Source organism: Pseudomonas sp. 9.2(2024) (assembly GCF_039695385.1).
GTDB classification, from domain to species: Bacteria; Pseudomonadota; Gammaproteobacteria; order Pseudomonadales; family Pseudomonadaceae; genus Aquipseudomonas; species Aquipseudomonas paraglycinae.
In genome coordinates this window covers 791,137-807,118 of record NZ_CP155585.1, presented here as the reverse complement: position 1 = coordinate 807,118, position 15,982 = coordinate 791,137, and the positions used below count along the sequence as shown (strand labels likewise).

Below are 15,982 nucleotides of genomic sequence, written 5' to 3'. Positions count from 1 at the left end.
ACTGGAAAGGTGCGGCAATTATGCGGGGGGACAGCGCAAAGAGAAACCGGCGAACCGGACGCAGTTCACAACTTGCGGTGGTTATCGGACCGCCGCGTATTCGTGTCCGCACGCCAGGCAATGACTCAGCCACTCGCCCAGGAACAGATTGAGCTGGGCCTTCTCGTCCGGCTGATGCATGGCCGCATTCGGGTAAGGATAGACGCCGCGAAACCGTCGCGCATGCTCGGCGCTGATCACCTCGGCCATGCGTGCGTCGTGATAGACCTGCACTTCCAGTTGCGGCACCGGCAGCCACGGCAGGCTGTGTTCCTGACGCACCTGCAGGGTCGTGGTGTACGGACAGGTCTGCAGCACCTCCAGCGCCAGCACGCCGAGCATCTGGTCGCCCTGGGTCACGGCAATGCGCCGTGCCTCGGGGTCGCTGCGCATGTCCGGCAACAGTCGCATCAGGCGCGCGTAGTTCGCCTCGCAGGCGGCTTGCAGGCCCACGAGGTCGACGCGGTAGCGATCGCGCAGCTTGTTTACGACCATAGCCCCCTCACTTCGGCGCGATTGAGCGCCAGCCACTGCAAGGCGATGATGCTCGCCGCATTGGCAATCCGTCCGTCACGTACGGCCTGCAGGGCATCTTCAAAAGCCCAGACCGTGACGCGAATATCTTCAGCTTCTTCCTCCAGCCCATGCAGGCCGCCCGCGCCTTCGGTGCTGCAACGCCCCAGATACAAATGCACGAATTCGTTGCTGCCGCCCGGCGATGGAAAGTATTTGGTCATCGGCCACAGGGCCTTGATGTCCAGCCCAGCTTCCTCCTGTGCCTCGCGGTGAGCAACTTCTTCCGGCTGTTCGTCCTTGTCGATCAGACCGGCGACCAGCTCCACCAGCCACGGGTTATCGGCCTTGCCCATCGCGCCGACGCGAAACTGCTCGATCAGCACCACTTCATCGCGCTGCGGGTCGTAGGGCAGCATGCACACGGCATCGTGGCGCACGAACACTTCACGATTGATTTCGCGGCTCATGCCACCGGCGAACAGTTCGTGGCGCAAGTGCAGACGGTCGAGCTTGTAGAAGCCCTTGTAGCACTGCTCGCGTCGCACGATATCGACGGCGGTCGGAATGGCTTTGGCAAAATCGGTCATGAGCATCCTCTTTACTGCAAATCCAATACGAGGCGCCTTACCTGCGACCTCGACTTCGCGCCATCCTAACGCGCCGGTGACGTTTGATGCAGCCCCTTTACTGTCAGCGGGATGGACGGTGGAGGCGAAACCCACTCTAATTAGCTTAGTGGCGAACTGACCGCTTCGTTGAGAGTCGAAGCGGTAACTTTTTGCCTTCCCCTGCTTCAGAAAGGACGCCCATGTCGCTTTTCAAAATCGCCTCCGTGGCCGCCATCGCCCTGACCCTGGGCGCCTGCGCCAGCCTGTTCCAGCCCAACTACCGCACGCCGCTGGAAACCACCCGCGACGCCTCGGAAACGCTGAAACCCGGTTGCTCCAACCCGGACTGCCCGCTGGTGAACATCGATACGTTGCGCTTCCCGGCAGAACCGGCGCTGGACGGCATCATCGAAAAACGCCTGCTGCAGATGACCCGCACCGCACCGAACGCCCCGGTAGCGCCGACGCTGGCAGCGTATCGCGAGCAGTTCCTGGCCAACGCCGGCCCGCGCAACAGCAGCTATTTGCAGGCGAAAGTACGCGAGCAGCATGACGGTCTGGTGATCATCGAAACGTCGAGCTACCTGGACACCGGCGGCGCCCACGGTACGCCGGGCCGCGGTTTCATCAACTATTCGCGTCAGCAGCACAAGGTACTGACCCTGGCGGACATGCTTCTGCCGGGTCAGGAAGAAGCGTTCTGGAAAGCCGCGCAAGTGGCGCACAACAGCTGGCTGATCAGCACCAAGCTCGATCAGGAACCGGAGTTCGTGAAGAGCTGGCCATTCGTTAAAACCCCGAACGTGGCGCTGACCTACGGCGGCGTGATCCTCAAGTACGACGTGACCACCATCGCGCCTTATGCGCTGGGCCACGTCGAACTGAAGATCCCTTACCCGCGCCTGAACGGCATTCTCAAGCCCGAGCTGTTTCCCGGCCGTAACTGAAAGCCCGACCGAGCACCAGTTGCAGCAGCCCTGCCAGCACCAGCGCCGGCAGGGTCGCGCCGACATCCGGATACAGATTGGCCAGCAAGTGATAGGTGCTGATGCCACCCAGCCAGGCCAATAGTGCCGGCCAGCGCAACGCGGCCGACGCCACCTGGGCACTGCGCTTGCGCAGGATGAAGTGATCCACCAGCACCACGCCGAACAGCGGCGCGAACACCGAACCGATCAACAGCAGGAAGTTCTGGTATTGCGCCAGTGGCGCGAGCAAGGCAATCAAGGTGCAGATCACGCCGATGGCCAGCGCCAGATGCTCGACTTTCAGACGCAACAGAATCCCGCTGGAAACCGCGGCCGAGTGAATATCGGCGAAAGCGTTTTCCGACTCGTCCAGCAGAATCAGCAACAGCGGAATGCCGAGACCTGCACCGGCCAGCGCCAGCAGCAGCGCGTTGACTTCACCGCTCGGTGCGAATGCCAGGGTGTAGGCGACGCCCAGGCTCATCAGCCAGAAGTTGCCGATGAAGAAACCGATCGCGGTACCGCCGAATACATTCTTGGCCCGCTTGCCGAAACGCGAATAGTCGGCAATCAGCGGCAGCCACGACAGCGGCATCGCAATCGCAATGTCGAAGCCCACGGCGAGCGGCATCGAGCCATCCCCGGCCTGTGCCCACAAGGCGGCGAGATCAGCCTTGGCGAACAGGTTCCAGGTCAGCCAGATGCACGCGGCCAGAATCAGCCAGATGCCCCACTTGCGCAGGATCTTGCGCACGAACGTCAGCGGCCCGCTGACCGCGAGCAAAGTCGCCAGTGCCCCGAAGCACAAAGTCCACAGCATCGGACTGGCCCACAGCGAACCTTCGCTGAACGCACGGGTGCCGAGCAGGCTGGCCGCATCGCGCATGACGATGATTTCGAACGAGCCCCATCCGATCAATTGCAGCAGGTTGAGCAACGCCGGCAGGCTCGCGCCTTTGCTGCCGAGGCTGAGTTTCAGCGCAGCCATAGACGACAGGCCGGTGTCGCTGCCGATCACGCCGACGGCGGCCAGCAACAGGACGCCGACCAGGGTGCCGAGGAAGATCGCCAGCAGCGATCCCGACAGGCCCAGCCCCGGCGCCAGCAGCGCACCGGTCTGCAAGACCATCAGGCCGATGCCGAGGGAAAACCATAGGGAAAACAGATCGCGACCGCCAAACACACGCTGGTTGCCGGGTACGGCGAGGTCGGGGGAATAAGTACCGGGTTGAATGCTCAAGGACGTTTCTCACAGAGAAGCAGAAAAAAGCTGCAAGCTGCAAGCTACAAGTCAGAAGCGATATGCGGACTGCTTCTCCTCTTGTAGCTTGTAGCTTGCCGCTCGTGGCTAGACTTTCTTGTACAGCTGACTGCCTTCCTTCTTGAACCGCTCGGCCTGTTCCGCCAGGCCTTGGGCGACGTCCACGTCGACCGCGTCGATCCGCTGGTTGGCCGCGTATTCGCGGACTTCCTGAGTGATCTTCATCGAGCAGAATTTCGGCCCGCACATCGAACAGAAATGCGCGACCTTCGCCGAGTCCTTCGGCAGGGTTTCATCGTGATACGAACGGGCGGTGTCCGGGTCCAGACCGAGGTTGAACTGGTCTTCCCAACGGAATTCGAAACGCGCCTTGCTCAAGGCGTTGTCGCGGATCTGCGCGCCCGGATGTCCCTTGGCCAGGTCCGCGGCGTGAGCGGCGATCTTGTAGGTGATGATCCCGGTCTTCACGTCATCCTTGTTCGGCAGACCCAGGTGCTCCTTCGGCGTCACGTAGCAGAGCATCGCGCAACCGAACCAGCCGATCATCGCCGCACCGATGCCGGAGGTGATGTGGTCGTAGCCCGGCGCGATGTCGGTGGTCAGCGGGCCGAGGGTGTAGAACGGCGCCTCGTCGCAGCATTCCAGCTGCTTGTCCATGTTCTCTTTGATCAACTGCATCGGCACGTGGCCCGGGCCTTCGATCATGCATTGCACGTCGTGCTTCCAGGCGATCTTGGTCAGCTCGCCGAGGGTTTCCAGTTCGCCGAATTGCGCTTCGTCGTTGGCGTCGGCAATCGAGCCCGGACGCAGGCCGTCGCCCAGCGAGAAGCTGACGTCGTAGGCCTTCATGATTTCGCAGATTTCGTCGAAGTGGGTGTAGAGGAAGTTCTCTTTGTGGTGGGCCAGGCACCACTTGGCCATGATCGAACCGCCACGGGACACGATGCCGGTCACGCGTTTGGCGGTCAGCGGCACGTAGCGCAGCAACACGCCGGCGTGGATGGTGAAGTAGTCGACGCCCTGCTCGGCCTGTTCGATCAGCGTGTCGCGGAATAGCTCCCAGGTCAGGTCTTCGGCGACGCCATTCACTTTTTCCAGCGCCTGATAAATCGGCACGGTGCCGATCGGCACTGGCGAGTTGCGGATGATCCACTCGCGGGTTTCGTGGATGTGTTTGCCGGTGGACAAGTCCATCACGGTGTCCGAGCCCCAGCGAATTCCCCAGGTCAGTTTCGCCACTTCTTCTTCGATGGACGAACCCAGCGCGCTGTTGCCGATGTTGCCGTTGATCTTCACCAGGAAGTTACGGCCGATGATCATCGGTTCCAGTTCGACGTGGTTGATGTTGGCCGGGATGATCGCGCGGCCACGGGCGATTTCTTCGCGGACGAATTCAGGGGTGATTTCTTTCGGGATGCTCGCGCCGAAGCTGTGGCCGGCGTGTTGCTGGTTCAACAGGCCAGCGGCGCGGGCCTCTTGCAGCTTCATGTTTTCGCGGATGGCGACGTATTCCATCTCGGCGGTGATGATGCCTTTGCGCGCGTAGTGCATCTGGCTGACGTTGGCCCCGGCCTTGGCGCGGCGCGGGTTGTTGACGTGGGCGAAGCGCAGCTTGGTCAGCTCCGGGTCGGCCAGACGCTCCTGGCCGAAATTCGAGCTCAGGCCTGGCAGGCGCTCGGTGTCGCCACGGTCGTCGATCCACGCCGAACGCACGTCGCCCAGACCTTTGCGCACGTCGATCACCACGTTCGGATCGGTGTACGGGCCCGAGGTGTCGTAGACGGTGACCGGCGCATTGATTTCGCCGCCGAAGTCGGTCGGGGTCACATCGAGGGTGATTTCGCGCATCGGCACGCGGATGTCCGGGCGGGAGCCCTGAACGTAGACTTTTTGCGAACGGGTGAACGGTTGAACCGACTGCTCGTCGACCTTGGCCGAGTCACTAAGGTTGATCGCGTTTTTAGATTTTGTAGTCATCACGGGCTCTCCAGACAGCATCCAGGCAGTGGATTGTCGGAGCAGAACCTGAAAGGCACGGACGCACCAGGACTGGTGCTGTGCATCGTCGTCGAGCGTTCGATTGTCGAACAATTTCCCGGACGAAGCACAAGAGGACTCGCCGGGTGACGAGAAATCTTGTTCCCTACGCAGGCGCTAACCTGATCAGGTTCAACGGGATCCGAAATTATTCGATCTCAGCCTCATAGCAAGGCACCCCGACAAGAACCCGGCCAGTCTAGACACAACCGGCAAAGAACGCCAACACCGCGGCAAACACCATGATGAATGGCGCAATTGGCAGATTGTTGCCTGCTGCTGGCGCAACTACACTCGCTACGCCATGCTGCGCCTTGACGCTGCATGGGCCGCGCCTTACCTTTGGCGCCCGGATTATTTCCATAATATTCATGCTAGGGATCGCCTCATGCTGCGCAAACTCTCACTGGCTGTCGCCGTGTCTTGTGCGTCCACCGCAACGGCCTGGGCAGCAGAAGCGCCTTTATCGACCAGGACCGATCTGGTCAGCGTCTATCAGGAAGCCGTCGACAACAACGCCGACCTGGCCGCTGCCCGCGCCCAGTACGGTGCGCAGAAAGAAGTGGTGCCCCAGGCCCGCGCCGGGCTACTGCCGAACCTGTCCGGCGGCGCTGAAGTCGCCAACGTGCGCACTTCGATCGACCAGCCCTCGGCCATCGCCAATCGCAGCGCGCACTCCTATCAGGCGACGCTGGCGCAACCGCTGTTCCGCGCCGACCGCTGGTTCCAGTACCAGGCCGCCAAGGACGTCAACGAGCAGGCCGCGCTGCAACTCTCGGCCACCGAGCAGAACCTGATCCTGCAAACCGCCGAAAGCTACTTCAACGTGCTGCGCAGCCAGGACAACCTGGCCTCGACCAAAGCCGAGGAAGCCGCGTTCAAGCGCCAGCTCGATCAGTCCAATGAGCGCTTCGATGTGGGCCTGTCGGACAAGACCGACGTGCTGCAATCGCAAGCCAGTTACGACACCGCGCGCGCCAACCGGATCGTCGCCCAGCGTCAGGTCGATGATGCGTTCGAAGCGCTGATCACCCTGACCAACCGCCAGTACAACTCGATCCAGGGCATCGTCCACACGTTGCCGATCCTGCCGCCGGCGCCGAACGACGCCAAGGCCTGGGTCGATACCGCCGCGAAACAGAACCTCAATCTGCTGGCCAGCAACTACGCGGTCAGCTCCGCCGAACAGACCCTGAAACAGCGCAAGGCCGGCCACCTGCCGACCCTCGACGCGGTGGCCAAATACGAGAAAGGCGACAACGACGCCCTCGGCTTCTCCAACCCGAACGCGTTCGGTACGCCGTACAGTGGCAACGTCGAGCAGAGCACCGTGGGCTTACAACTGAACATCCCGATCTACAGCGGCGGACTGACCAGCTCGCAAGTGCGCGAGTCGTACTCGCGGCTGGACCAGACCGAACAACAGCGTGAAGGCCTGCGCCGGCAAGTGGTGGAGAACACCCGCAACCTGCACCGCGCGGTGAACACCGACGTCGAGCAGGTGCAGGCGCGCCGCCAGTCGATCATCTCCAACCAGAGCGCAGTGGAAGCCACGGAAATCGGTTACCAGGTAGGTACGCGCAACATCGTCGACGTGCTCGACGCCCAGCGTCAGCTCTACACCTCGGTACGCAACTACAACAACACTCGCTACGACTACATCCTCGACAATCTGCGCCTGAAGCAGGCGGCGGGGACGTTGAACCCGGGTGATTTGCAGGATCTGACGCGTTATCTGAAAGCCGACTACAACCCGGACAAGGACTTCCTGCCGCCGGATCTGGCCAAGGCTGCGGAAGCGCAGCTCAAGGCCCGGCCTTAAACAAAAAACGCAGCCCTGAGGCTGCGTTTTTTATGGACGGTCGATCAACCTTCCCAGGCCATCGAGCAAGCGCTGCAACGCGCCCTGATTGCGGCGCATCACGCTCAGCCCGGCGTCGGCCATGCGCTGTGCGTCGCGCGGCAATTCGAACAGACGCTGCACTTCTGTCGCCAGACCTTCGGCATCATCCACTTCGGCCAAGGCTCCGGCGCTGCGCAGTTGCGCGGCGATGTCGAGGAAGTTGAACAGATGCGGGCCGCTGATCACCGGTTTCGCCAGCGCTGCCGGTTCCAGCAGGTTGTGGCCGCCGTTGGGCACCAGGCTGCCGCCGACAAACGCGCTATCGGCCAGGGCGTAGAGAAACAGCAGCTCGCCCATGGTGTCGCCGAGCAGCACCGAAGTCTGCGCATCAACGCCCGCGCCAGTGGAACGACGCACCGTGGCGAAACCTTCACGCTGGTACAACTCGAACACCGAGTTGAAACGCTCCGGATGACGCGGCACCAGAATCAGCAGCGCATCGGGATGGTTGGCCAGCAAACGACGGTGAGCGTTCAGCACCACCTCGTCCTCGCCTTCATGGGTGCTGGCGGCGATCCATACCGGTCGCTCCAGCGCCTGCCACTGGCCACGCAGTTCAGCAGCGCGTTGCAGCAGTTGCGGGTCGATGGTCAGGTCGAACTTGATCGAACCGGTGACTTCGACCGTCTCCGGGCGCGCACCGAGATCGCGGAAGCGCTGGGCTTCGGCCTCGGTCTGCACAGCGAACAGGCTCATCTCGGCGAGCATCGGCGCGGTCAGTTTGCTGAATCGGCCATAGCCTTTGGCCGAACGTTCGGACAGGCGCCCGTTGGCCAGCGCCACCGGAATCCTGCGTTTGGCGCATTGGTGAATGTGGTTGGGCCACAGTTCGGTTTCCATGATCACCGCCAGTTTCGGCTGCACGCGATCCAGAAAACGCGCCGCCGCGCAGGGCAAGTCATACGGCAAATAGCAGTGCTGGATGCGCGGCTCGTTGGCGAACAACGCGTGAATGCGCTCCGAGCCGGTCGGGGTCATACAGGTTACGGTAATCGGCAGCTGTGGATAACGTTGCAGCAGCGCGCGAATCATCGGCGCGGCGGCGATGCTTTCGCCCACCGACACGGCATGAACCCAGATGCCGCCCGGTTGCAGGGCCGGCATGCCATAGGAGAATCGTTCGCCAATCCGCTTGGCATACGCCGGCGCCTTGCGCGAGCGCAGCCACAGCCGAATCGCCACCAATGGCAGCCCCAGGTAAAACAGCGCGGTGTAGAGAGATCTATTCATGGCGGCGGAGTTTATCGGCTTTTGCCGCCGATCGCCCGCAGGTGTATGGCAAATCGCTCCGCCAGCCAACGGGCGGCTGGCCCGAGGGGTTCGTCGCGGCGCCAGACCAGCTCCACCACCAGCGCCGGCGGCGTCCATTCGCTGTCGAGTTCCACCATCAGGCCCTGATACGCCGAGTACTGCACCACGTGACGCGGCAGCCAGGCCCAACCGAGATCGCGCACCAGCCATTCGGCCATCACGTAGAAACTGTCGGCGCGCCAGACCTGCGGACTGGCCGGTTCGCTGCCGGGATAGACGCTGGTCTGAGTCGACATCAGCAATTGCCGATGCTGAGCCAGTTGCTGGCAGTTGACCCGTGACTGCGCCGCCAGCGGATGATTGACCCCGCAGACGGTGACCATTTCCACACTGCCCAGCACCCGGCGCTCCAGCGCTTCGGGGATTTCGTCGTGATAGAACAGCAATCCGAGATCGGCACGGCGCTCCACCAGTTTGCGCGAAACCTCGCCTTGGGCGGCGCTGGTCAGTTGCACCTCAAGACTGGGAAACTGCTCGGCCAGCGCGCCGAAGCTTTCCACCAGCGCCTGATAAGGCATCGCTTCGTCCTGGGCTACCCGCAGTTGCGCTTCCTGCCCGCGCATCATGGCCACGGCCCGACCGTTCAGGCGCTCGCACTGACGCAACACTTCACGCGCCTCTTCAAGCAAGGCTTCACCCGTTTCGGTAAGACTCGGCTGGCGACCACTGCTACGCTCGAACAGACTGACACCGAGATCGTCCTCGAGCATGGCAATCGCGCTGCTGATCGCCGACTGCGCCTTGCGTTGCTGACGCGCCACGGCGGAAAACGAACGCTGTTCGGCCACCGCGACGAACACCCGCAACTGCTCCAGATTCCACTGCATGCTCATCGGCCAACCCATCTTGCAAACAGATAGGTAATGACTTTACCCCATCTGGGGAGTCACTAGAATGCCGCCTCAGAAAGCAACGCTACACACGAGGATTTGAACATGAACGCTTACGTCTACCTGGCCATCGCCATCTGTGCCGAAGTGATCGCAACCGTTTCGATGAAAGCCGTCAAAGGCTTCAGCACGCCATTGCCACTGGTGCTGGTCATCGTCGGCTACGCCATCGCGTTCTGGATGCTGACCCTGGTGGTGCGCAGCGTGCCGGTGGGCGTGGCCTACGCGGTGTGGGCCGGCATGGGCATCGTGATGGTCAGCGTCGCGGCGCTGTTCATCTACGGGCAAAAGCTGGATATCCCGGCGATGCTCGGGATGGCGCTGATCGTGCTCGGCGTGGTGGTGATTCAGCTGTTCTCGAAAACGGCCGGCCATTGATCCTGACCTGAGCCCTTGCAGGCAATTGCGCCGGCAAGGGCTGCCCTCCCTCCATTGATCATCGACAAATCCCCTTTTCCCCGAGTCTGTATACTGCGCCCTCGTCTTGAACACTGAGGTCGTTGCATGCCATCTCCAATTTCCACCGACGTGCTGATTGTCGGCGCGGGTGTCGCCGGTCTCTGGCTGAACGCGCGCCTGCGTCGCCAGGGTTTCTCGACCGTGCTGGTGGAAAGCGCCAGCCTCGGCGGCGGGCAGAGTGTGAAGTCCCAGGGCATCATTCACGGCGGCGCCAAGTACGCGCTGCACGGTGCACTGACCGGCGCCTCGGAAGCCATCGCCGACATGCCGCGCCGCTGGCGTGAAGCCCTGGCCGGCAACGGTGAACTGGACCTGACCGGCGTGCGCCTGCTGTCCGAAGCCCATTACCTGTGGTCGCCGGGCACCCTCGCTGGCAATCTGACCAGTTTCTTCGCCAGCAAAGCGGTGCGTGGCCGGGTCGATCAGGTCAAGGGCGATCAACTGCCGGCGGCCCTGCAAGACAAGCGTTTCAAGGGCAAGGTCTACCGCCTCGCCGAACTGGTGATCGACGTGCCGAGCCTGATCCAGCGTCTGGCCGACCTGTCGGGTGACGGTCTGCTCGCCGGCCAGACCATCGAGCCGCTGCTGGAAAGCGGCGTGCTGGTTGGCCTGAAAGTCGACGGCCGTGAGATCCGTGCCCAGCGCATCGTCCTCAGTGCCGGTGCCGGTACCGCCGACCTGCTGACTGCTTTGGGCCTGACTCATCCGGCCATGCAACGCCGGCCGCTGCACATGATCATCGCGAAAGGCCCGGGCCTGAAGCCGCTGTACGCGCACTGCCTCGGTGGCGGCACCAAGCCGCGCATCACCGTGACCACCCACCCGGCCGCTGACGGCCAGTGGGTCTGGTATCTGGGCGGCGACATTGCCGAGTCCGAAGGCGTGGCCCGTGAGCCGGCCGAACAGATCGCCACCGCTAAAAAAGAACTTGGCCAGTTGTTGCCATGGATCGACCTGAGCACCGTGCAATGGGCGACCCTGCGCGTCGATCGCGCCGAACCGCTGCAAACCGGTCTTACCCGTCCAGACAACGCCTTCCTCGCTGAAGAAGGTCGCCTGCTGGTCGGCTGGCCAACCAAACTGGCCCTGGCGCCAGACTTCGCTGACCGCGTGATCGCGTCCCTCGAACGCGACGGCATCCAGCCAAGCCACCCGGCTCCGCTGCCCGAGCTGCCAAAACCACCGATGGGTGTTCCCGCCTGGGAGCAACTGCTGCCATGAGCCTGCCGACCCTGCACGATCTGCATCGCCCACTGGGCAGCACCGGCCTGCTGGTTTCGCCACTGGGCCTGGGCACCGTCAAACTCGGCCGCGACCAGGGCGTGAAATACCCCAACGGCTTCCAGATTCCCGACGACGACGCCGCGCGCATGTTGCTCAAGCAGGCGCGGGAGCTGGGCATCAACCTGATCGACACCGCACCGGCCTATGGCCGCAGCGAGGAACGTCTCGGCCCGTTGCTGCGCGGTCAGCGTCAGGACTGGGTGATCGTCAGCAAGGTCGGCGAAGAATTTGTCGACGGCCAGTCGACCCACGACTTCAGCGCCGCTCACACTCGGATGTCGGTGGAGCGCACCCTGCAACGTCTTGAAACCGATTTTATCGACCTGGTGCTGGTGCACTCCGACGGTAACGATCTGGCGATCCTCAACGACAGCGAAGTCTACGCAACCCTCGCGGCACTCAAGGCCGAGGGCAAGATTCGCGGCTTCGGCTTTTCCGGCAAAACCGTCGACGGTGGCCTCAAAGCACTGGAGCAAGGCGACTGTGCGATGGTCACCTACAATTTGAACGAACAAAACGAGAAGGCGGTCATTGACTATGCTGCTGCCCACGGCAAAGCCATTCTGGTGAAAAAGGCACTGGCCAGCGGTCATGTGTGCCTGAGTCCCGGCGTGGATCCGGTGCGAGCCAGCTTCGAGTTGCTGTTCGCCCAGCCCGGCGTGGCCAGTGCCATTGTCGGGACAATCAATCCGCTGCACCTCGCCCATAACGTTGCGACCGTTGCCCAGGTCCTTCGTGGTCACTGACGCCGCCTCGCGGCCTTAAGCAGGAGCCGACATGCCGCGTACGCTCATCAGAAAGAACCCGAGCAACTTCAAGACGCTGCCGCTGTTCGTCGAAGCCACGTCGGAAGGCCTGACCTACCAGAGCGTCGGCATGCCGCTGAATTTCGCCCAGACCCTGCAGCGACGCAAACCGGTCAACGTGGCTGACGCCGAGCGGTTTGCGCTGGAGCTGGCCAACCTCGGCGTCTCGGTGCGCCTGACGCTGCACTGGCAGAATCGCGATTACTGGGTGCTGGTGCGCCAGCGTCGGCAGGATCGCGGCGATGTGGTGCTCAAGCTGATTTCCGGTTACGTGCCGGCCCATGAGCTGAACATTCCGCTGCACACAGCGATCCAGGAGATCGCCGAAGAATGCCTGCTGGAAACCCCGGAAGGCTGGCTCGGCGGGCGCTTCAATGACACCTGGCTGCCGGCGCCGTATGCCTCGGCGCTGCATTATCGCGAGGCTCTGCCCTTTCGCCTGACGCCGCTGTCCGGTTCGGCACGGCCGGTGCGCTGCGCCAATCTGCAATTGCTTGAACGGCCGCGGGCCTACGTGCATTTGCCGACCGCGTCCCTGCAATTGATCTACGACCTGCGGCTGGACGTGCCCAAGGAAGCCAAGAACCTCAGCCTGTTCCATGTCGATGAACGGCTGGAAGGCGATCAACTGGTCGCCCGACTCGACCGCAAGCGCCCCGATCTGTACTTGATGCCGTTGCAGGACGGCGAACCGCTGCCCGAGCTGTACACGCTGAAGAAAGGTCAGTTGTACCCGGCGGGCACTCGCGGTCTGTACCTGGCGGAAAGTTTCGCCCGGCAGGACGGCTGGCTGGTGCGCGACGAGCGTATTCGCTGGAAGGACTGGCTGCGCCAGCAGGGTCTGACGCCACCGCCCAAGGACACCGGGCTGGCGCGCTTGCGCGGCAAGGCGAAGCAACTGCTGAAGAAGATCGTGCCACGCAAGAAAGTGAACTCCTGAACGGCAAAAGACCGCGCCTGCGAGTGACTCCGGAGAGTCATCGCAGGCGCGGTCTTTATGTTTGCATCACTCGGATTTGCGGATTTTTTCCACAATCGCCGTGGTCGAGCTGTTTTCCACCAGCCCCAGCACCTTAACGGTGCCGCCGTAGGCTTTGACGATATCCGCGCCGACAACCTGGTCGATGCCGTAATCGCCGCCCTTCACCAGCACGTCCGGCTTGACCTCGCGCAGCAGGTTTTCCGGGGTGCCCTCAGCGAAGCTGATCACCCAGTCCACCGCGCCGAGACCGGCGAGAACCGCCATGCGCCGGTCAACGCTGTTGATCGGACGGCCCGGCCCTTTCAGGCGGCTGACCGAAGCATCGTCGTTGATCGCGACGATCAGGCGATCGCCCTGGGCCCGCGCCTGCTCGAGGTAGGTCACGTGGCCGGCGTGCAGGATGTCGAAGCAGCCGTTGGTGAACACGATTTTCTCGTTGTGCGCACGGGCATCGGCGACTGCCAGCAGCAGTTGCTCCAGACCCAGCACACCACGTTCGGAACCTTCCTCGCGCTGAATGGCGCGACGCAGTTCCGGGGCGCTGATCGCCGCGGTACCCAACTTGCCGACGACGATGCCCGCCGCCAGATTGGCCAGCGCCACCGCGTGCGGCAGTTCTTCGCCAGCGGCAATTGCGGCTGCCAGGGTTGAAATCACCGTGTCGCCGGCGCCGGTCACGTCGAACACTTCACGGGCCCGTGCAGGCAAATGCAGCGCCGGATGATCCGGACGCAACAGGGTCATGCCGTGTTCGCCACGGGTCACCAGCAGTGCGCCGAGACCCAGGTCGTGCATCAGCGTCGCGCCCTTGGTCACCAGCTCGTGCTCATCGGCGCAACCGCCGACGATGGCTTCGAACTCGCTGAGGTTCGGGGTGATCAGGCTCGCGCCACGGTAGATCGAGAAATCTTTGCCCTTCGGGTCGGCCAGCACCGGAATGCCTTTGGCACGGGCGGCCTGGATCAGCGCCTGATGGTTTTTCAGGGCGCCCTTGCCGTAGTCGGACAGCACCAGCACCTTGATGCCTTCGAGCAGATCGTCGACCTGCGCGCCGAGGGCCAGTGCGTCGGTGGCGAACGGTTCTTCGAAGTCGATACGCAGCAATTGCTGGTGCCGGCTCATGACCCGTAGCTTGACGATGGTCGGCTGATGCGCGATGCGCTGGAACAAGGCTCGCACGCCCGCACCCTTGAGGCTGTTGCTCAGGCTGTCGGCGGCTTCGTCGTCACCGGTCACACCGACCAGCGACGCCGGCGCACCCAGCGCGGCAATGTTCAAGGCAACGTTGGCGGCACCGCCCGGGCGGTCTTCGATTTGCTCGACTTTAACGACAGGAACCGGCGCCTCAGGGGAAATCCGTGAGGTACCACCATGCCAGTAACGGTCGAGCATGACATCGCCGACCACCAAGACAGGGGCTTGATCGAATCGCGGCATGGACAACTTCATGGAGCAACCCACATACAAAATGAACAGGGGCGCGATATTAACACAGGGTTGGCGAAGGCTTGTGCGGCGGCTGCAACAGGATGAAACAGCTGGCTTTTTTGCTCATTTTTTAAGCAGAAAAGCCGCCAGTCGCTGGCAGGCTTCGCTCAGTTCGACCGCTTCCGTGTCGATCCGGCATTCCGCTGCCAACGGCGCCTCGTAAGGGCTGTCGATGCCAGTAAAATGCTGGATACGGCCCTCTCGCACGGCCTGGTACAGACCTTTCGGGTCTCGGCGCTCGCACACCTTGAGCGAAGTGCTCACATGCACTTCGATAAAGTCGCCCTCGGCAAACAGTTGCCGCGCAGCGTCCCGCTCGGCCCGAAACGGCGAGATCGCCGCGACGATGACGATCAGGCCGGCGTCAACCATCAGCCGGGCCACTTCAGCCATGCGCCGGATATTTTCCCGACGACTCGCATCGTCCATTCCCAGGTCCCGGCACAAACCGTTGCGCACGTTATCGCCGTCGAGCAAAAACGTGTGCAGGCCGAATTCATGCAAATGCACTTCCAGGGTGTTGGCCAACGTCGATTTGCCGGCACCGGACAATCCGGTCAGCCACAGGCAGCGAGGATGCTGGGCCTTGAGCGCAGCCCTGTCCCGAGGTGAAAGGGCCAGGCCGTAGGGGTGAATGGCCGATGCGGTCGCCAGACTCGAGAGCCCTTCATTCATAACCGAGCAACTCATAGTCACGTTGATAGACCCGACGTACCAGACGCCGGGTTCGCAAGGTACAGAACTCTCGCGCCTTGGTCGGCTGGCGCAGCACGGAAACGTTGACGTGTGGCAGCTGACACACCATCCCCAACTGCTCGCAGACAATCTGAAAATCCCGCTCCAGATGCTCCTGATAGCCGATGAAATCCATGGCCAGATGGCCCAGCGAGTCGGTCAAAAAATCGCTCTGTGCGGCAAAATGCAGTTGTCGCGAGATCGTCTCCGTATGCAGCCAGCGGGCAATGAAATCGTCGAAGTCCCGGTACTGCCGAACCAGTTGCTGCGCGGCATGATCACGCCCGCTCAACGTATTGCCGTGGAGAAACGCATAAGCCGAATACGCCCGCTCCAGAGGATCTCGTACGAAAGCAAACTTGTACGCAGCGGCATACTGCTCGGGAAACTGCTGCTCGTACCAGTACAGCGGCAGGTGACCCGGAGTCCTGCCGTTGAACATCGCCGTACAGATACTGCTGCCGGCGCATTTGGGCACGTGGATAAACAGACAGGAACGCTGCGCGAACGATGGGGGGTAGTGCCGATTCGCAGACATCGACTTGTTCACGACCTGACGGTCCACGACTGACAGTCGATCCAGCAGAAATTGCCGCTGTGCCTTGGGCAACAGCTTCCAGAGATAACGTTGCAGCATCGCAGTACCCACGCGAAAGGGATGGCCCTCTCGATTGAAGTCAAAGTTCGTTCGAGAA

The 15,982-nt window shown here is 62.4% G+C and carries 15 protein-coding genes and 1 riboswitch; of the genes, 6 read left to right on the top strand and 9 right to left on the bottom strand.

What is annotated here, in order from left to right; all coding sequences use genetic code 11:
• Positions 1 to 81 precede the first annotated feature (81 nt).
• Both ABFB52_RS03575 and ABFB52_RS03570 read right to left on the bottom strand, forming a co-directional pair.
• A complete protein-coding gene (locus ABFB52_RS03575) occupies positions 82 to 534 on the bottom strand; it encodes a DUF1249 domain-containing protein (RefSeq protein WP_129972323.1) in 453 nt (150 codons plus the stop codon).
• On the bottom strand, positions 525 to 1,142 hold the full coding sequence (locus tag ABFB52_RS03570) for an NUDIX domain-containing protein (RefSeq protein ID WP_102686800.1): 618 nt from the start codon (positions 1,140 to 1,142) through the stop codon (positions 525 to 527). Before ABFB52_RS03570 ends, ABFB52_RS03575 begins: the two co-directional genes overlap by 10 nt.
• 221 nt (positions 1,143 to 1,363) lie before the next feature.
• Between ABFB52_RS03570 and ABFB52_RS03565 the strand changes: the two genes are divergently transcribed.
• Positions 1,364 to 2,110 (top strand): RsiV family protein, encoded by a 747-nt coding sequence (locus ABFB52_RS03565; protein ID WP_085701039.1) that lies wholly within the window; start codon positions 1,364 to 1,366, stop codon positions 2,108 to 2,110.
• Here ABFB52_RS03565 and cytX read toward each other — a convergent pair.
• Positions 2,079 to 3,371, bottom strand: coding sequence for a putative hydroxymethylpyrimidine transporter CytX (gene cytX, locus ABFB52_RS03560; RefSeq protein WP_129972322.1), 1,293 nt, complete (start codon positions 3,369 to 3,371; stop codon positions 2,079 to 2,081). The two genes, ABFB52_RS03565 and cytX, sit on opposite strands and share 32 nt — an antisense overlap.
• A gap of 108 nt (positions 3,372 to 3,479) precedes the next feature.
• The gene (gene thiC, locus ABFB52_RS03555) at positions 3,480 to 5,369 is read right to left on the bottom strand and encodes a phosphomethylpyrimidine synthase ThiC (protein WP_085711132.1); all 1,890 of its coding nucleotides are present in this window, start codon (positions 5,367 to 5,369) and stop codon (positions 3,480 to 3,482) included.
• 146 nt (positions 5,370 to 5,515) lie between these two features.
• Positions 5,516 to 5,621, bottom strand: a riboswitch (TPP riboswitch).
• 196 nt (positions 5,622 to 5,817) lie between these two features.
• On the opposite strand from thiC, the gene ABFB52_RS03550 reads away from it, so the two are divergent.
• Positions 5,818 to 7,251: a TolC family outer membrane protein gene (locus ABFB52_RS03550; RefSeq protein ID WP_085746481.1), complete on the top strand. Its 1,434-nt coding sequence runs from the start codon at positions 5,818 to 5,820 to the stop codon at positions 7,249 to 7,251.
• 30 nt (positions 7,252 to 7,281) lie between these two features.
• On the opposite strand, the gene waaA is transcribed toward ABFB52_RS03550, so the two are convergent.
• A complete protein-coding gene (waaA, locus tag ABFB52_RS03545) occupies positions 7,282 to 8,562 on the bottom strand; it encodes a lipid IV(A) 3-deoxy-D-manno-octulosonic acid transferase (RefSeq protein WP_129972321.1) in 1,281 nt (426 codons plus the stop codon).
• Positions 8,563 to 8,573: 11 nt separating this feature from the next.
• Complete coding sequence (locus ABFB52_RS03540) at positions 8,574 to 9,476, bottom strand: LysR family transcriptional regulator (RefSeq protein ID WP_007952236.1); 903 nt, start codon at positions 9,474 to 9,476, stop codon at positions 8,574 to 8,576.
• Positions 9,477 to 9,578: 102 nt separating this feature from the next.
• Between ABFB52_RS03540 and ABFB52_RS03535 the strand changes: the two genes are divergently transcribed.
• From ABFB52_RS03535 to ABFB52_RS03520, 4 genes are all read left to right on the top strand, one after another.
• The gene (locus tag ABFB52_RS03535; RefSeq protein ID WP_007952237.1) at positions 9,579 to 9,911 is read left to right on the top strand and encodes an SMR family transporter; all 333 of its coding nucleotides are present in this window, start codon (positions 9,579 to 9,581) and stop codon (positions 9,909 to 9,911) included.
• A gap of 126 nt (positions 9,912 to 10,037) precedes the next feature.
• A complete protein-coding gene (locus ABFB52_RS03530; protein ID WP_102686804.1) occupies positions 10,038 to 11,213 on the top strand; it encodes an FAD-dependent oxidoreductase in 1,176 nt (391 codons plus the stop codon).
• Positions 11,210 to 12,022, top strand: a complete 813-nt coding sequence (locus ABFB52_RS03525) for an aldo/keto reductase (RefSeq protein ID WP_102686805.1) — start codon at positions 11,210 to 11,212, stop codon at positions 12,020 to 12,022. The genes ABFB52_RS03530 and ABFB52_RS03525 overlap by 4 nt, the downstream gene beginning before the upstream one ends.
• Positions 12,023 to 12,053: 31 nt before the next feature.
• Complete coding sequence (locus ABFB52_RS03520; RefSeq protein ID WP_102686806.1) at positions 12,054 to 13,022, top strand: metal ABC transporter ATPase; 969 nt, start codon at positions 12,054 to 12,056, stop codon at positions 13,020 to 13,022.
• A gap of 66 nt (positions 13,023 to 13,088) precedes the next feature.
• Here ABFB52_RS03520 and hldE read toward each other — a convergent pair whose 3' ends face one another.
• The 3 genes from hldE to ABFB52_RS03505 all read right to left on the bottom strand — a co-directional run bounded on the left by hldE (position 13,089) and on the right by ABFB52_RS03505 (position 15,924).
• Positions 13,089 to 14,513, bottom strand: a complete 1,425-nt coding sequence (hldE, locus tag ABFB52_RS03515) for a bifunctional D-glycero-beta-D-manno-heptose-7-phosphate kinase/D-glycero-beta-D-manno-heptose 1-phosphate adenylyltransferase HldE (RefSeq protein WP_129972320.1) — start codon at positions 14,511 to 14,513, stop codon at positions 13,089 to 13,091.
• Positions 14,514 to 14,615: 102 nt separating this feature from the next.
• Positions 14,616 to 15,227 carry an adenylyl-sulfate kinase gene (gene cysC / locus ABFB52_RS03510; protein WP_129972318.1) on the bottom strand — a complete coding sequence of 204 codons (612 nt, stop codon included), beginning with the start codon at positions 15,225 to 15,227 and terminating at the stop codon, positions 14,616 to 14,618.
• Positions 15,220 to 15,924 carry a sulfotransferase family 2 domain-containing protein gene (locus ABFB52_RS03505; protein WP_085746476.1) on the bottom strand — a complete coding sequence of 235 codons (705 nt, stop codon included), beginning with the start codon at positions 15,922 to 15,924 and terminating at the stop codon, positions 15,220 to 15,222. Before ABFB52_RS03505 ends, cysC begins: the two co-directional genes overlap by 8 nt.
• Positions 15,925 to 15,982: the final 58 nt, after the last annotated feature.

Bases quoted from the DNA above. Each gene is read 5' to 3' on its own strand.
- ABFB52_RS03525 (WP_102686805.1), top strand. From the start codon at position 11,210: ATGAGCCTGCCGACCCTGCACGATCTGCATCGCCCACTGGGCAGCACC.
- cysC (WP_129972318.1), bottom strand. From the start codon at position 15,227: ATGAATGAAGGGCTCTCGAGTCTGGCGACCGCATCGGCCATTCACCCC.
- ABFB52_RS03565 (WP_085701039.1), top strand. From the start codon at position 1,364: ATGTCGCTTTTCAAAATCGCCTCCGTGGCCGCCATCGCCCTGACCCTG.
- ABFB52_RS03530 (WP_102686804.1), top strand. From the start codon at position 10,038: ATGCCATCTCCAATTTCCACCGACGTGCTGATTGTCGGCGCGGGTGTC.
- ABFB52_RS03520 (WP_102686806.1), top strand. From the start codon at position 12,054: ATGCCGCGTACGCTCATCAGAAAGAACCCGAGCAACTTCAAGACGCTG.
- hldE (WP_129972320.1), bottom strand. From the start codon at position 14,513: ATGAAGTTGTCCATGCCGCGATTCGATCAAGCCCCTGTCTTGGTGGTC.
- ABFB52_RS03540 (WP_007952236.1), bottom strand. From the start codon at position 9,476: ATGAGCATGCAGTGGAATCTGGAGCAGTTGCGGGTGTTCGTCGCGGTG.
- ABFB52_RS03570 (WP_102686800.1), bottom strand. From the start codon at position 1,142: ATGACCGATTTTGCCAAAGCCATTCCGACCGCCGTCGATATCGTGCGA.
- ABFB52_RS03575 (WP_129972323.1), bottom strand. From the start codon at position 534: ATGGTCGTAAACAAGCTGCGCGATCGCTACCGCGTCGACCTCGTGGGC.
- ABFB52_RS03505 (WP_085746476.1), bottom strand. From the start codon at position 15,924: ATGCTGCAACGTTATCTCTGGAAGCTGTTGCCCAAGGCACAGCGGCAA.
- ABFB52_RS03550 (WP_085746481.1), top strand. From the start codon at position 5,818: ATGCTGCGCAAACTCTCACTGGCTGTCGCCGTGTCTTGTGCGTCCACC.
- waaA (WP_129972321.1), bottom strand. From the start codon at position 8,562: ATGAATAGATCTCTCTACACCGCGCTGTTTTACCTGGGGCTGCCATTG.
- thiC (WP_085711132.1), bottom strand. From the start codon at position 5,369: ATGACTACAAAATCTAAAAACGCGATCAACCTTAGTGACTCGGCCAAG.
- ABFB52_RS03535 (WP_007952237.1), top strand. From the start codon at position 9,579: ATGAACGCTTACGTCTACCTGGCCATCGCCATCTGTGCCGAAGTGATC.